Here is a 15486-nt window from a genome sequence, read left to right as displayed (position 1 = left end):
GGCGCCTCAACCGCCGCGCGCACCCTGCGTGTTGACGTAGAGCGCATAGAGCGACTGGCTCGCCGCCATGAAGAGCCGGTTGCGCGCGATGCCGCCGAAGCACAGGTTGGCGCAGCGCTCGGGCAATGCGATGCGCCCGATCGGCGTGGCGTCGGGCGCGAACACCATCACGCCGTCGCGGCCTTCGCCGGTGCCCCAGCCGGCCCACAGGTTGCCGTCGACGTCGCAGCGGAAGCCATCGGGCGAGCCCTCCATCTCGGTCTGCAGGAACACGCGGTCGTTCTGGAGCCGGCGGCCGTCATCGCTCAAGTCGAACACGCGGATGCGGCGCGGCAAGGTGCCCGACTCCACCACATAGAGCCGGCGCTCGTCGGGCGAGAAGCACAGGCCGTTGGGCCGGTTGACGTCGCCGCACACCACCGTGGCCTCGCCGGTGCGGCTGTCGACGCGGTAGACGTTGGTGGGCAGCTCGGCCTCGGCCGCATGGCCTTCGTAGTGGCCGAGGATGCCGAAGGGCGGATCGGTGAACCAGATCGAATCGTCCGACTTGACGACGATGTCGTTGGGCGAATTGAGCCGCTTGCCCTCGAAGCGGTCGACGATCACGGTGATGCTGCCGTCGTACTCGGTGCGCGTCACGCGCCGCGTGCCGTGCTCGCAGCTGACGAGTCGCCCCTGGCGATCGCGCGTGTGGCCGTTGGCGAAGTTCGAGGGCTTGCGGAACGCGCTGACCGCACCGGTCTCCTCGTCCCAGCGCATCACGCGGTTGTTGGGAATGTCGCTCCACAGCAGGTAGCGGCCGTCGCCGAACCACACCGGTCCTTCGGCCCAGCGGAAGCCGCTCGCCAGCCGCTCGACGGCGGCGCTGGTGATGCGGTACTTCGCGAAGCGCGGGTCGAGGATTTCGACGGCAGGATCGGGGTAACGTTCAGCGGGCTGCCACATGGCTAGGCGCGCGGCCCGCGCTGCCGCTCGACGAAGGCGATGATCTCGCCCATGATGCCGCGCCGGAAGGCCAGCACGCAGATCACGAAGATCAGGCCGGTGACCATGGTGACCGACTCGCCGAGGGTGTTGAACCAGTCGATGGTGGTGATGCGCGCGAGCAGGTTGCCGAACTCGCCGATCTTGTTCTCGAGCAGCACCACCACGGCCGAGCCGACCAGCGGGCCGGAGAGCGTGCCCAGGCCGCCCACCAGCGTCATCAGGATGACCTGACCCGACGCGGTCCAGTGCACGTCGGACAAGGTGGCGAAGCCCAGCACCAGGGTCTTGAGCGAACCGGCCAGGCCCGAGAGCGCCGCCGAGATCACGAAGGCCAGCAGCTTGAAGCGGCTTACGTCGTAGCCCAGTGAGAGCGCGCGTGCCTCGTTTTCCTTGATGCCCTTCAGCACCTGACCGAAGGGCGAATGGATGGTGCGCACGATCAGCAGGAAGGCAGCGACCACGATCGCCAGGGCCACGTAGTACATGGTGAGGTCGTTCTGCAGATCGAGCAGGCCGAAGAGCCGGCCGCGCGGCACGCCCTGCAGGCCGTCCTCGCCGCCGGTGAACTTGGCCTGCAGCGCGACGAAGAACATCATCTGCGCCAGCGCCAGCGTGATCATCGCGAAGTAGATGCCTTGACGGCGGATCGCCAGCACGCCGAACAGCCAGCCCAGCAAGGCGCCAGTGAGCGTGCCGGCGATGAGGCCGAGTTCGGGCGTCAGGCCCCAGACCTTCATCACCTGCCCCGCCACGTAGGCCGAGCCGCCGAGGAAGGCCGCGTGGCCGAAAGACAGGAGCCCGGTGTAGCCGAGCAGCAGATTGAAAGCCGAGGCGAACAGTGCGAAGCACATGAGCTTCATCACGAACACCGGGTAGGCGCCGGCGAAGGGCGCCACGATCAGCGCGACGAGCAGCAGCAGGTAGATGACGAGGGATAGCTTTTTCATGCGGCTCGCGTCTTATTTTTCTTTTCCGAACAGGCCGGCCGGCCGGATGAGCAGCACGATGACCATGATCACGAACACGACGGTGGAGGATGCCTCGGGATAGAAGACCTTGGTCAGGCCCTCGATCACGCCGAGGCCGAGCCCGGTCAAGATGGCTCCCATGATCGAGCCCATGCCGCCGATCACGACCACCGCGAACACCACGATGATGAGGTTCTGCCCCATCAGCGGCGAGACCTGGATCACCGGCGCCGCCAGCACGCCCGCGAAGGCCGCGAGCGCGACGCCAAAGCCATAGGTCAGCGTGATCATCAGCGGCACGTTGACGCCGAAGGCCTCGACCAGGCGCGGGTTCTCGGTGCCTGCGCGCAGGTAGGCGCCCAGCCGCGTCTTCTCGATCACGAACCAGGTCGCGAAGCAGACCACGAGCGAGGCCGCCACCACCCAGGCACGGTAGTTGGGCAGCACCATGAAGCCGAGATCGGTGGCGCTCGACAGCGCATCGGGCGCGTCGTAGCCCAGGCCCGAGACGCCGTAGACCGAGCGGAACACGCCTTCGATCAGCAGCGTGAGGCCGAGCGTGAGCAGGAGACCGTAGAGATGATCGAGCTTGTAGATCCAGCGCAGCAGCAGCCGCTCGATCAGCACGCCGAACAGGCCGACGATGATCGGCGCCGCGACCAGCATCACCCAGTAGTTGACGTTGAAGTAGTTCATCGCCATCCAGGTCAGCACGGCGCCCAGCATGAACAGCGCGCCGTGCGCGAAGTTGATCACATTGAGCAGGCCGAAGATCACTGCGAGCCCAAGGCTCAGGATCGCGTAGAACGATCCGTTGACCAACCCGAGAAGGAGCTGGCTCAGCAGGGCAGGCAGTGAAATTTGCATACGGGAAGGCGATGAACGAGATCAGTGAGTCAGCTTATTTCCAGAGGGAGCACTTGCTCTCGGCTTTTGTCGTGAAGACCTGGTCGCCCGGCAGCGTCTTGACCACCTTCAAGTAGTCCCAGGGCTTCTTCGACTCGGCCGGCGACTTGACCGCCACCAGGTACATCTCGTGCACCATGCGGCCATCGGCGCGGATGGTGCCCTTGGCATAGAAGTCGTTGATGGGCAGCTTCTTGAGCTGTTCCATCACCTTGTCGGCATCCGTCGACTTGGCCGCCTCGACCGCCTTGAGGTAGGTCGTGGTGGCCGAGTAGTCGGCCGCCTGGATGTCGGTGGGCATGCGCTTGGTCTTTTCGAAGTAGCGGGCCGCGAACTTGCGCGTGTCGTCGTTCAGGTCCCAATACCAGCTGGTCGTGTGGAGCAGGCCTTCCGTGTTCTTCACGCCAAGGCTGTGTATGTCGGTCAGGAACACCAGCAGGCCCGCCGTCTTCATGGTCTTGCCGATGCCGAATTCCTTGGCGGCCTTGATCGAGTTGATGGTGTCGCCGCCGGCGTTGGCCAGACCCAGGATCTGCGCCTTGGAGTTTTGCGCCTGCAGCAGGAAGGACGAGAAGTCCGAGGCGTTGGTTGGATGGCGCACCGCGCCGACCACCGTGCCGCCCTTTTCCTTCACCACCTTGGCGGTGTCGGCTTCGAGCGCATGGCCGAAGGCGTAGTCGGCCGTCAGGAAGAACCAGGTCTTGCCGCCGGTATCGACCACCGCGCCGCCGGTGCCCCTGGCCAGCGCCACGGTGTCGTAGGCGTAGTGCACGGTGTACGGGGTGCACTGCTCGTTGGTGAGCGCCGAGCTGGCCGCGCCATTGGTGAAGAACACGCGCTTCTTCTCCTGCGCCACCTTGGCTATCGCAAGCATCGCGCCGGAATTGGTGCCGCCGAAGATCATGCTGGCGCCGGCCGTGTCGATCCACTCGCGCGCCTTGGAGGCGGCGATGTCAGCCTTGTTCTGATGGTCGGCCGAGAGCAGCTCGATCGGCTTCCCGAGCGCCTTGCCGCCGAAGTCGTCGATTGCCATCTGGATCGCCGTGGCGCCCCCCTTGCCTTCCAGATCCGCGTACAGGCTCGACATGTCGGTCACGAACCCGATCGTGACCTTGTCCTGCGCCTGTGCGCCGGAAGCAAGGGCCAGTGCGCCGATGGCCAGCGCGAGTGCGGTGAGTTGCGTTTTCATGTTGACTCCTTCAGAAAAATGATCAGACGCCGAGCAGTTCATGGAGCACCGGCATCTTGGCTTCGAGTTCGGCTGCGCCGAACTTCTCGACGATGCGACCGTGCTCCATCACGTAGAAACGGTCGGCCAGCGGCGCCGCGAAGCGGAAGTTCTGCTCCACCATGACCACGGTGTAGCCCTTGCCGCGCAGCATGTGGATCATGCGGGCCAGCGCCTGCACGATCACGGGCGCCAGGCCTTCGGATATCTCGTCGAGCAGAAGCAGCTTGGCGCCGGTACGCAGGATACGCGCGACCGCCAGCATCTGCTGCTCGCCGCCCGACAGGCGCGTGCCCTGGCTGTTGCGGCGCTCGGCCAGGTTGGGGAACATCGCGTAGATCTCGTCCACCGACATGCCCTGCCCTGCGCCCTTCAGCACGGGCGGCAGCAGCAGGTTTTCCTCGGCCGACAGGCTTGCAAAGATGCCGCGCTCTTCCGGGCAGTAGCCGATGCCGTGGTGCGCGATGCGGTGCGTGGGCATGCCGATGGTTTCAACGCCGCCGACCTTGATGCTGCCCTTGCGCGCGCCGGTGAGGCCCAGAACGGCCCGCATCGTGGTGGTGCGCCCCGCACCGTTGCGGCCCAGGAGCGTGACCACCTCGCCGGGCTGCACCACCATGTCGACGCCATGCAGCACATGCGACTCGCCGTACCAGGCGTGGAGGTCCTTGATTTCGAGTGCAGGAACGGCCATTCAATGCGCTCCTTGCAATTGGCCGTCGGTGGTGCCCATATAGGCTTCCATCACCTGCGGATTCTTCGAGACTTCGGCATACGGCCCCTCGGCCAGCACGGCGCCGCGCTGCAGCACCGTGATGGTGTCGGCGATGGTCGAGACCACGCTCATGTTGTGCTCCACCATCAGGATGGTGCGGCCGGCCGACACGCGCTTGATGAGTTCGGCCACGCGGTGCACATCTTCGTGGCCCATGCCCTGCGTGGGCTCGTCGAGCAGCATCAGCTCGGGCTCCATCGCAAGCGTGGTCGCGATCTCGAGCGCGCGCTTGCGGCCGTAGGGCAGGTTCACGGTCTGCTCGTCGGCGAGTTCTTCCAGCCCCACCTCGGCCAAGAGCGTGCGGGCGCGCTCATCGAGGGGCTTCAGCGATTTCTCGCTCTTCCAGAAGTGGTAGGAAGTGCCGAGCGCGCGCTGCAGGCCCAGGCGCACGTTCTCGAGCAGGGTCAGGTGCGGGAACACCGCCGAGATCTGGAACGAGCGGATGATGCCGCGCCGCGCAATCTGCGCCGGGCGCTCGTTCGTGATGTCCATCCCGTTGAACAGGATGGTTCCCGAAGTGGGCTCGAGGAACTTGGTCAGCAGGTTGAAGCAGGTCGTCTTGCCGGCGCCGTTGGGGCCGATCAAGGCATGGATCGATCCGCGTACGACCGAGAGATCGACCTTGCTGACCGCGGTGAAGCCCTTGAATTCCTTGGTGAGCTGGCGTGTTTCGAGAATGATGTCGCTCATCTCGCGCGGTCGCCCGTGTGCTGGCAGGAAAGATCAGTCATGCGGTCCATCTGAGCGCACCACCATGGTTGCGCGGACCGCATTGTTTGCAGCGGTAACCAAACTTGCCTACTGGGGCAAATGCCTATGCTGCACTGCAACCAGCGTCAGCTGGTTGGAAGAGAGCGTCAGTGGGCGCCGGCGGCTGCATCGGAGGCACCCGCAGCGCGCGTCGGCTTGGCCAGCCAGACGAAGGGAATCAGCAGCAGGAACAGCACCGCCGATGCATAGAACACATCATTCGCGGCCAGCATGAAGGACTGCTGGTCCACGATGCGGTTGAGCTGCCCCAGCACCTGATCGGCGCTGAAGCCGCTGCTGCCGAGGCCGGCCATCGCGCTGCTCGCGGCCGCATTGCCCTGGTTGACCGACTCGACCAGCTGCGCGTGATGCAGCGCGGCGCGGTTCTCCCACACCGTGGTGGCGATGGAGGTTCCCATGGCGCCCGCGGTGATGCGCGCGAAGTTCGACAGCCCCGAAGCCGCCGCGATGCGATCGGGCGCGAGGCCCGACAGCGTGATCGTCACCAGCGGAATGAAGAAGAAGGCCATCGCCACGCCCTGGATCACGGTCGGGATCATGATGGTCCAGAAGTCGGCCTGGGTGTTGAAGTTGGAGCGCATCCACAGCACCAGCGCGAACACCAGGAAGGAGAAGGTGGCGTAGCGGCGCGGATCGATCTTGCTGACCGTGAGGCCGACGATCGGCGAGAACACGATCGCGAGCAGGCCCACCGGCGCCATGATCATGCCGGCCTGCGTCGCCGTGTAGCCCATGTACTGCTGCAGCCACAACGGCAGGATCACGACGTTGCCGAAGAACAGGCCGTAGGCCACCGCCGTCGCCAGCGCGCCCGACCAGAAGTTGCGGCGCTTGAAGAGCGAGAGGTCGACCACCGGGTGCTTGTCGGTCAGCTCCCAGACCAGGAAGAAGGCGAAGCCGACCACCGCCACCACCGCCATCGTCACGATCTCGGCCGAATGGAACCAGTCCAGTTCCTTGCCCTTGTCGAGCATCAGCTGCAGCGAACCCACCCACAGCACCAGCAGCCCGAGGCCGATGGCATCGATGGGCACCTTGCGCGTCGTGCTCTCGCGCTTGCGGTAGATGCCCCAGGTGATGCCGGCGGCAAGCAGGCCCACCGGGATGTTGATGTAGAAGATCCAGGGCCAGGAGATGTTGTCGGTGATCCAGCCGCCGAGCAGCGGCCCCATCACGGGCGCGACCAGCGTGGTCATCGACCACATCGCCATCGCAAGCCCTGCCTTGGCCTTCGGGTAGCTCGACAGCAGCAGCGTCTGCGACAGCGGAATCATCGGCCCGGCGACGAAGCCCTGCAGCGCGCGGAACGCGATCAGCGTCGTCATGTTGGGCGCCAGCCCACAAAGCCAGGAGCTGATGATGAACAGCAGCACGCTGGCCATGAACAGGCGCACCTGGCCGAAGCGCTGCGTGAGCCAGCCGGTGAGCGGCACCGCGATGGCGTTGGCCACCGCGAAGCTGGTGATGACCCAGGTGCCCTGCGTCGAACTGACGCCGAGGTCGCCGGAGATGGCTGGCAGCGAGACGTTGGCGATCGAGGTGTCGAGCACGTTCATGAAGGTCGCGGCCGAGAGCGCGATCGTGCCCCACAGCCGGGCGGAGCCCTCGAGCGGCGGCAGGGGTGCGGGAAGAGCCGAAGCGGTCGCCATCGTGCGCAAGCCGTCGAATCAGATCGGGTTGACGTGCGAGGGCGATGCACCTGCCGCAGAGGCGGCACTGCCCGCGGGCCGCGCCGTGCTCGCGAGCGCTGCGCCGCGGCCCATGTTGGCCGCGATGATGCGCTGCACTTCGGCGTCGGCGCCCTGGTCGAGCCGGCTGTAGACCTGTGTCTGACTCAGCGCGCTGGCGCGCGGCGCGTCGGCGAGCATCTTGCCGCCCTTCTGCGTGACGTCGATCTCGGCATCCATCGAGAGGCCCACGCGCAGCGGATTGGCCTTGAGCTGCTCGGGGTCAAGCGCGATGCGCACCGGCACCCGCTGCACCACCTTGATCCAGTTGCCGGTGGCGTTCTGCGCCGGCAGCAGCGCGAAGGCGGCACCGGTGCCGACGCCGAGGCCGGCGACGCGGCCGGTGTATTCGACCTTCTTGCCGTACACGTCGGCCGTGAGCTTCACCGGCTGGTCGAGGCGGATGCTGCGCAGCTGCACTTCCTTGAAGTTGGCGTCGACCCACACCTGGTTCAGCGGCACGATCGACATCATCGGCGTGCCGGCCGCGACGCGCTGGCCGAGCTGCACGGTGCGCTTGGCCACGTAGCCTTCGACCGGCGCCGGCATCGCGACGCGCTGCGTCGCGAGATAGGCCTCGCGCACCTTGGCGGCGGCGGCCAGCACGCTCGGGTGCTGCTCGACGCTGGTGCCTTCGGTCAGCGACTGGTTGCTCGCGAGCTGTTCGCGCGCCGAGACCACGCCGGCCTGCGCCGCCGCGAGCGCGCTCTTCGCGTTGGCGAGCGTCGTCTCGGCGTGGTTGAGTTCTTCCTTCGACACCGCGCCGTTGCCCGTGAGCGCCTGACGGCGCTTCAGGTCGTCCTGGGCGCGCGCGATGTCGCTCTGCGCCTTGACGATGTCGGACTGGCGCAGCGTGACCTGCGCGGCCAGCGAGCCGTTGTTGGCGTACAGCGTGCGCACCTGGCGCACCGTCTGCGCGAGCGCGGCCTCGGCCTGGTCGAGCGCGACCTTCGCATCGGCCGGATCGAGCTGCACCAGCGGCTGGCCGGCTTTCACGAGGTCGGTGTCGTCGGCCATGATGGCCATCACGGTGCCGCCGATCTGCGGCGTGATCTGGATCACGTTGCCCTGCACGTAGGCGTTGTCGGTCGACTCGTAGTGGCTCGCGACCAGCCATTCGTAGAGGCCCCAGCCGGCGCCGGCCAGCACCACCACCGAGGCGAGTGCGGTCAGCGCGCGGCGGCGCTTGTTGCTGGAAGGCGCCGCCTCGGCGACGGATTGGGCCGGGACGGTCGTGTCGGTGTTGTCCTTGCTGTCCATGGAGATGTCTTTCGGTTTCGCGCGGTGTTCAGGGATGCGGGGTCGGTGTCGTGCCGGCCGCAGCGGTGGTCGAAGTGGCGGGCTGCCAGCCGCCGCCCAGCGCGCGGGCCAGGCCGACCTGCGTGTCGAGGGCGCGCGCGGCGAGGTCGACCGCTTCGCGGCGCTGCGCGAGCACGGAGGTCTCTGCCGTCAGCACGTTGAGGTAGTTGCCGAGGCCGGCGCCGTAGCGCTGCACGGCGATGTCGTAGGCGGCTTCGGCCGCGCTCTGCGCGTCGCGTTGCTCGGCCTGTTGGCGCGTCACCGATTGCGCGCTGGCGACCTGGTCGGCGACGTCGCGCACCGCATCGAGCACGGAGGCGTTGTAGCTCTCGATCGCGGCGTCGAGATCGGCGGCCTTGCCGCGCAGGTTGGCGCGCAGCCGGCCGCCTTCGAAGATCGGCAGCCGGATGGCCGGGCCCACGCCCCACTGCTGGCTGCCGGACTTGACCAAGCTGTCGAAGCCGATGCTCGAGAAGCCGGCGAAGGCCACGAGGTTGATGTTCGGATAGAACTGCGTCTTCGCGTTCGCGACATCGCTGGTGGCGGCTTCGACGCGCCAGCGCGCGGCCGCGATGTCGGCGCGCCGTCCCAGCAGGTCGGCCGGGATCGTGGGCTGCAGCGCGATCGGCCGGATGCCGCCGAGCGCTGGCGGGGCCAAGCCCTGCGTCGCATTCGGCTTGGCGACGAGCGCGTCCAGCGCGTGCTGCGCAAGCGCGATCTGTTCGCTCAAGAACTCGATCTGCTGGCGCGCCTGCGGCAGGCCGCCTTCGCTCTGGCGCAGTTCGAGGCGCGTGTCGAGCCCGGCGGAGACGCGGTCGCGCACCAGCTTCAGCGTTTCTTCGCGCTGCGCCAGCGTGCGCCTGGCCACGGCCAGCTGGTCGTTCAGCCGGGCCCACTGGAAATAGCCGCGTGCGATGTTGCTGGCCAAAAGAACGCGGGCGGCGTCGGCATCGGCGGCCGCGGCATTCGCGCTGCCGATGGCCGCCTCGATCGCGGTGCGGTTCTTGCCGAAGAAGTCGAGCTCCCAGCTGGCATTGAGCTGCAGCGTGCCGGTCTCCTGGATCGAGCCGCCGAGCGGCGACGGGTAGATGTAATTGCCGCTGAACTTCTGCCGCGTGAGATCGAGCTCGCCGTCGATCTGCGGTTTGCCGGCCGCCTCGGCGATGGCGGTCGAGGCCTGTGCGCGGGCAAGGCGCGCACGCGCGACCTGCAGATTGGGATTGCCTTCCAGCGCCTGGCCGACCAGGGCGTTGAGCTGGGCATCGCCGAAGCCGAGCCACCATTGGCTGTCGACGGCAGGTGCGGCCTGCGCGCTCCCCAGCCCCAGTGAATCGGCATCGCGCAGCTTCGCGTGCGAATCGATGTGCGCCATGTCGGCGCAACCGGCCAGAACAAGGACCGCCAAGGCAGCGGCCATGGCGATCGCGCGGCGGCGCGCGAACTCAGGAAGAAGCGGATTCATCTTTTTCTCCACGGGCCGCGACGGCCTGTGCGTTGTCGAGGATGCGGCGCAGATAGCCCTTGAGCTGCACCCACTCCTCACGGGTGAAGCCGGCAAGCGCCTCGTTCTGCACGCGGCATAGGACATGGGGTACCTGTCGGGCGGCGGCGCGGCCCTCGTCGGTCAGTTCGATGTTGACCACGCGCCGGTCGGAAACGGAGCGCACGCGCCGGCACAGGCCCTTGGCCTCGAGACGGTCGAGCAGGCGCGTCATGGCACCGGTGTCGAGCTGGCACTCGCGCGCGAGTTCCGCGACGGTGGTGGCGTGGCCCAGGTGGAGCTTGTAGAGCGGCGCCCATTGCGGAAAGGTGGGCGCGCCCGGTTCCCACATGTCGCTGGCGACCGCCTGGCTCACGAGGGTCGTGATGCGGCGCATCATGTGGCCGACGCTTTCCTCGGCTTGGTAATTCTCCGGCTTGTAGAAGCCGGCGGCCGGCGGTACGGCTCCTGGGCTTGGGGAATCGGACATGGCGCGATATTAGTTGTCGCGACAACTATTGTCAAGGCTGCCTTTGAGGCGGCAAGCGTTGGCTAGAATCGAAGTCATGGTTTCCCCCGCTTCGCCCTCGCTCGCCAAGGGCTCTCCCAAATCACTGACCGGGCTGACCCCTTTTCTGCGCCCCTACCGCACCCAGATCCTGCTGGCTGCCGTGTTTCTGGTCTTGGCGGCGGCGACCACGCTGGTGTTCCCGCTGGCCCTGCGCGGCCTGATCGATGGCGGCCTGATCGCCGCCGACCGCGGTGCCCAGGCCATGGCGCTGCGCGAGCATTTCCTGGCCCTGTTCGCCGTGGCCGTGGCGCTCGGCATCTTCTCGGCGGCGCGCTTCTACACCGTGAGCTGGCTCGGCGAGCGGGTCACGGCTGACCTGCGCAACGCGGTCTACGCCCATGTGCTGCGCCAGAGCCCGGCTTTTTTCGAGACCACGCAGACCGGCGAAGTGCTGTCGCGCCTGACGGCCGACACGACGCTGGTGCAGACCGTCGTGGGCTCCTCGCTCAGCATGGGATTGCGCAACGCGGTGATGGGCAGCGGCGCGCTGGCCATGCTGATCTGGACCAACCCCTATGTGATGGTGCAGGTGCTCGGCATCCTGGTGCTGGTGGTGCTGCCGAGCATGTGGTTCGGCCGCCGCGTGCGCCGGCTTTCGCGGGCCAGCCAGGACCGCGTCGCCGATTCGAGCGCCATCGCGGCCGAGGTGCTGAATGCGATTCCCGTGGTGCAGAGCTACACGGCCGAAGCGCGCGAAGCGGCCCGCTTCGACGCCTCCACCGACAACGCCTTCCGCACCGCGGTGCGCCGCACGAAGGCGCGCTCGGTGCTGGTGGCCTTCATCATCATCGCGACCTCGGCGGCGCTGCTGTGGGGCTTGTACCAGGGCACGCAGGCGGTGCTGCGCGGCGACATCACGGCCGGCCACCTCGGACAGACGGTGGTCTACGTGATCATCCTGGCCAGTGCCGCCGCGGTGCTCGGCGAGGTCTACGGCGACCTGCTGCGCGCGGCCGGCGCCACCGAGCGCCTGATGGAGCTGCTGCACGCCAGGCCGGTCATCGTCTCGCCGGCCCAGCCGGCCAAGGCGGTGGTTCCCGCCGCCGGCAGCGCGGTCAGCTTCGAGGGCGTCACCTTCCACTACCCCTCGCGGCCCGGCACCCCGGCGCTGCGCGACTTCAGCCTCGCGGTGGCGCCGGGCGAAACCGTGGCGCTGGTGGGCTCGAGCGGCGCGGGCAAGAGCACGGTGTTCCAGCTGCTCTTGCGCTACTACGACCCGCAATCGGGCCGCATCGCGCTCGACGGCACTTCGCTCGCAGAGCTGTCACTCGACGAACTGCGCACGCGCATCGGGCTGGTGCCGCAGGACGCAGTGATCTTCTCGGCCAGCGCGCTGGAAAACATTCGCTACGGCCGGCCCGATGCGAGCGTCGAAGAAGTCCACGCCGCCGCGCGCGCCGCCTTTGCCGACGGATTTCTGAAGGCGCTGCCCGAGGGCTACGACACCTTCCTCGGCGAGCGCGGCGTGCGCCTGTCGGGCGGGCAGCGCCAGCGCATCGCGATCGCGCGCGCGATGCTCAAGAACCCACCGTTGCTCCTGCTCGACGAAGCCACCAGCGCGCTCGATGCCGAGAGCGAGCGCATGGTGCAGGCCGCGCTCGAATCCGCGATGGTGGGCCGCACCACGCTGGTCATCGCCCACCGGCTCGCGACGGTGCAGAAGGCCGACCGCATCGTGGTGCTCGACCACGGCGGCATCGTGGAACAGGGAACGCATGCGACGCTGGTCGCGCAGAACGGCGTCTACGCGCGCCTCGCGGCGCTGCAGTTCACCTCGTAGGCACACCGGCAGGCAGCCAACTCGCATTCGCTATACCAGGAACACCGCGGAACCGGCTTTGCCGGGCCGCTGGTGTTGCCCCCGGTGAGGGGGTTGGCGGCGACACGAAGTGGGCAAGCCTGGGGGAGAGCTTTACTGCAGAGTTTCTTTGAGGGCGGGCGGGATGGGCAGCGAAAACACCGCGATCCCTTCGTCGAGCAGGGTCTGCGCTTCCTCGCGCGTGGCCTGACCGCGGATGCCGCGCTCCTCGGCTTCGCCGTAGTGCATCTTGCGGGCCTCGTCGGCGAAGCGTTCGCCGACGTCTTCGGTCTTGGCCATCACCTCGCGCACCGCACGCATCCAGCGTGCTTCAGGCGAGCTCTCGGCGGCAGGGGCGCTCGGCGCTTCGGCAGGCGGCTTGGGGCTGCCGAGGTTCAGGCGCGGCGCGGCCAGCAGCTTGGTGATGGCCGTGTCGGCACAGATCGGGCAGGACACGAGGCCGCCGGCGAGCTGCGTCTCGAACGCCTCGTTGGACGCGAACCAGCCCTCGAAGCCGTGGCCGTGGGCGCATTGGAGGTTGAGGACCTTCATGCGCGGATTATCAGGCGCCGGCGGGTGCGGCGGGCGTTTGCCAGTCGAGCGCCCATGCGCCCGACAGGACGTTTTGCAGCCAGAGCGTGCAGGTCAGCGTCTTGGCGTCGGACACGGTGCCGTCGCGGCACCAGCCGAACAGCTCGTCCGGCGTGGCGGTAATGACGTCGAGGAACTCGCCGTGGTCGAGCTGCCGGTCGCCCAGCGACAGGCCGCGCGCGAAGTAGATGTGGATGATCTCGGTCGAGTACGCCACCGCCAGGTGCATGGCGCCGGCGTGGGCCCATTCGCGCGCGCTGTAGCCGGTTTCCTCGATCAGCTCGCGCTGGCCGCAGAAAAGCGGATCTTCGCCGGCATCGAGCTTGCCGGCCGGGAATTCGGTCATCACGCGGCCGATCGGGTAGCGGTATTGCCGCTCGAGCACGACGCGGCCGTCATCGAGCAGCGGCACCACCACCACCGCGCCCGGGTGGATCACGTATTCGCGCGTCGCGCTCTTGCCGTCGGGCAGGCGCACGGTGTCGCGCTTGGCGTGCAGGAAATTGCCCTTGAACAGCAGCTCGCTGTTCGTGCCCTCTTCCCTCAGATGTGCGTCGTCCATGTCATTTCCGATGCTTGAGCAGGTAGCGCCAGGTGAAGCCGGGAAAGGCCAGCACGACGAAAAGCGCGCCGGTGACGGCGTAGAACTCCCAACCCTGCGGCGCGATCTGGCCCGCGCGGCGTTCGAACAGGAGGCCGACGCCGCCGGCCACGAAGTAGAGAAGCAAGAGTTCGGCCAGTCGCAGGCCCAGCGACTTGGTGCGCGCCGACAGCGGCACCAGCCCGAACAACCGCTCGTTGACGAAGGGCAGATTGGCCGCCGCCAGCGCCACCAGCAGCACGACCCAGACCGATGCGCCCTGCGACACCTAGGGCAGGCCCTGCTAGTTGGCCAGCGTGGCCACGATCGCCTGCGCGCAGAGCGTCATGAGCCCCCCCGGCACGATGCCGAGGATCAGGATCAGCGCGCCGTTGATCGTCAGCACCGTGCGCACGTCGCGCGGCGCAGACACCGTGCTCGCGGTGACCGGCGCATCGAAGTACATGACCTTGACCACGCGGATGTAATAGAAGGCGCCGATCAGCGACATCACGACCGCGAACACCGCCAGCGCGATGTACAGGCCCTGCCCCGACGCGATCAGCGCCTGCAGCACGGCCAGCTTGGCGTAGAAGCCGACCAGCGGGGGAATGCCGGCCAGCGAGAACATGGCCAGCGCCATCACGCCGGCATAGAGCGGGCTGCGCTGGTTGAGGCCGGCGAGATCGGTGATCTCCTCGCTCTCGAAGCCTTCGCGCGCCAAGAGCAGGATGATGCCGAAGCTCGCCAGCGTGGTCAGCACGTAGGTCACGATGTAGAACATCGAGGCGCTGTAGGCGAACTGCGCGTTGTAGGTGTTGTTGTTGACCACGCCCGCCACCAGGCCCAGCAGCATGAAGCCCATCTGCGCGATGGTCGAATAGGCCAGCATGCGCTTGAGGTTGGTCTGCGCGATGGCCGCCAGGTTGCCGACCAGAAGCGATGCGATGGCGAGCAAGGCGAGCATCTGCTGCCAGTCGATCGCAAGCGGCAGCAGGCCTTCCACCAGCAGGCGGATGATGATCGCGAAGGCCGCCAGCTCGGGCGCCGAGCCGATCATCAGCGTGACCGCGGTCGGTGCGCCCTGGTAGACGTCGGGCACCCACATGTGGAAAGGCGCTGCGCCGACCTTGAAGGCCAGGCCGGCGACGATGAACACCAGCCCGAAAACCAGCACCTGGTGGTTGACCTTGCGGCTCGCGATGGCCTTGAACACCTCGTTGGTGTCGAGCGAACCGGTCGCGCCATACATCATCGACATGCCGTAGAGCAGGAAGCCGCTGGCCATGGCGCCGAGCACGAAGTACTTCATCGCGGCTTCGCTGGCCACCGCGTTGTCGCGACGCAGCGCGACCAGCGCGTAGCTCGACAGCGTGAGCAGTTCGAGCCCGAGGTAGATCAGAAGGAAGTTGCTGCCCGAGATCATCACGAAGATGCCGAGCAAGGCGAACATGCTCAGCGTGAACATCTCGCCGCCCTTCAGCATGCCGCGGTCGGCCGCATAGGGCCGGCCGTAGACCAGCGTGACCATCAGCGCCAGCGTCGCGAAGCACTTGAGCCAGTTGCCCATCGGGTCGCTCACGACCATGCCGGCGAAGCCGTAGTGGGTCTTGCCCTCGGTGGCCTGGAGCGCAGTGAGAAAGGCCACCACGGCAAGCGTGAGCAGCGTCAGCACGTAGGTGCGCGTGCGGTGCGTGCTGGTCGTGGACAGATCGACCAGCGCGATGATGCAGGCCATGACCAGCAGCACCGCTTCGGGGTAGATCGTCATCCAGCTGAGTTTGTCAATCATCTCGTTCTCTTGT

At 67.3% G+C, this 15486-nt stretch carries 15 protein-coding genes; 1 reads left to right on the top strand and 14 read right to left on the bottom strand.

Going from position 1 to position 15486, the window contains the following annotated elements:
- Positions 1-6: 6 nt before the first annotated feature.
- The 10 genes from ACSQ86_RS10160 to ACSQ86_RS10115 all read right to left on the bottom strand — a co-directional run bounded on the left by ACSQ86_RS10160 (position 7) and on the right by ACSQ86_RS10115 (position 10631).
- Entirely contained in the window at positions 7-945 is a 939-nt protein-coding gene (locus tag ACSQ86_RS10160; protein ID WP_436303535.1) for an SMP-30/gluconolactonase/LRE family protein, read from the bottom strand.
- 2 nt (positions 946-947) lie between these two features.
- Positions 948-1934: a branched-chain amino acid ABC transporter permease gene (locus ACSQ86_RS10155; RefSeq protein WP_093102461.1), complete on the bottom strand. Its 987-nt coding sequence runs from the start codon at positions 1932-1934 to the stop codon at positions 948-950.
- A gap of 12 nt (positions 1935-1946) precedes the next feature.
- A complete protein-coding gene (locus ACSQ86_RS10150) occupies positions 1947-2822 on the bottom strand; it encodes a branched-chain amino acid ABC transporter permease (protein WP_093102459.1) in 876 nt (291 codons plus the stop codon).
- Between the two features lie 34 nt (positions 2823-2856).
- Positions 2857-4050: an ABC transporter substrate-binding protein gene (locus ACSQ86_RS10145; protein WP_436303534.1), complete on the bottom strand. Its 1194-nt coding sequence runs from the start codon at positions 4048-4050 to the stop codon at positions 2857-2859.
- A gap of 22 nt (positions 4051-4072) precedes the next feature.
- Positions 4073-4783: an ABC transporter ATP-binding protein gene (locus ACSQ86_RS10140; RefSeq protein ID WP_436303533.1), complete on the bottom strand. Its 711-nt coding sequence runs from the start codon at positions 4781-4783 to the stop codon at positions 4073-4075.
- The gene (locus tag ACSQ86_RS10135) at positions 4784-5554 is read right to left on the bottom strand and encodes an ABC transporter ATP-binding protein (protein ID WP_436290620.1); all 771 of its coding nucleotides are present in this window, start codon (positions 5552-5554) and stop codon (positions 4784-4786) included. It abuts the gene before it with no gap.
- Positions 5555-5721: 167 nt separating this feature from the next.
- Positions 5722-7284, bottom strand: a complete 1563-nt coding sequence (locus ACSQ86_RS10130; RefSeq protein ID WP_436303532.1) for a DHA2 family efflux MFS transporter permease subunit — start codon at positions 7282-7284, stop codon at positions 5722-5724.
- Between the two features lie 18 nt (positions 7285-7302).
- Positions 7303-8622 carry an HlyD family secretion protein gene (locus ACSQ86_RS10125; protein ID WP_436303531.1) on the bottom strand — a complete coding sequence of 440 codons (1320 nt, stop codon included), beginning with the start codon at positions 8620-8622 and terminating at the stop codon, positions 7303-7305.
- A gap of 28 nt (positions 8623-8650) precedes the next feature.
- Positions 8651-10123 (bottom strand): efflux transporter outer membrane subunit, encoded by a 1473-nt coding sequence (locus tag ACSQ86_RS10120; RefSeq protein WP_436303530.1) that lies wholly within the window; start codon positions 10121-10123, stop codon positions 8651-8653.
- The gene (locus ACSQ86_RS10115; RefSeq protein ID WP_436303529.1) at positions 10104-10631 is read right to left on the bottom strand and encodes a MarR family winged helix-turn-helix transcriptional regulator; all 528 of its coding nucleotides are present in this window, start codon (positions 10629-10631) and stop codon (positions 10104-10106) included. The genes ACSQ86_RS10120 and ACSQ86_RS10115 overlap by 20 nt, the downstream gene beginning before the upstream one ends.
- A gap of 76 nt (positions 10632-10707) precedes the next feature.
- Here ACSQ86_RS10115 and ACSQ86_RS10110 point away from each other — a divergent pair, with 76 nt between their 5' ends.
- Positions 10708-12492: an ABC transporter transmembrane domain-containing protein gene (locus ACSQ86_RS10110; RefSeq protein WP_093102446.1), complete on the top strand. Its 1785-nt coding sequence runs from the start codon at positions 10708-10710 to the stop codon at positions 12490-12492.
- 132 nt (positions 12493-12624) lie between these two features.
- On the opposite strand, the gene ACSQ86_RS10105 is transcribed toward ACSQ86_RS10110, so the two are convergent.
- The 4 genes from ACSQ86_RS10105 to nuoN are packed head-to-tail and all read right to left on the bottom strand — an operon-like array spanning position 12625 to position 15473.
- The gene (locus ACSQ86_RS10105) at positions 12625-13062 is read right to left on the bottom strand and encodes a DUF1178 family protein (protein ID WP_093102444.1); all 438 of its coding nucleotides are present in this window, start codon (positions 13060-13062) and stop codon (positions 12625-12627) included.
- Positions 13063-13072: 10 nt separating this feature from the next.
- The gene (locus ACSQ86_RS10100; protein ID WP_093102443.1) at positions 13073-13663 is read right to left on the bottom strand and encodes an NUDIX domain-containing protein; all 591 of its coding nucleotides are present in this window, start codon (positions 13661-13663) and stop codon (positions 13073-13075) included.
- Position 13664: 1 nt separating this feature from the next.
- Entirely contained in the window at positions 13665-13970 is a 306-nt protein-coding gene (locus ACSQ86_RS10095) for a DUF2818 family protein (protein WP_093102441.1), read from the bottom strand.
- A gap of 15 nt (positions 13971-13985) precedes the next feature.
- The gene (nuoN, locus tag ACSQ86_RS10090; protein WP_436303528.1) at positions 13986-15473 is read right to left on the bottom strand and encodes an NADH-quinone oxidoreductase subunit NuoN; all 1488 of its coding nucleotides are present in this window, start codon (positions 15471-15473) and stop codon (positions 13986-13988) included.
- Between the last annotated feature and the right edge of the window lie 13 nt (positions 15474-15486).

This window comes from Variovorax sp. LjRoot130, from assembly GCF_964253755.1.
Lineage (GTDB): Bacteria > Pseudomonadota > Gammaproteobacteria > Burkholderiales > Burkholderiaceae_C > Variovorax.
This window is presented reverse-complemented; position numbering and strand designations above follow the sequence as displayed.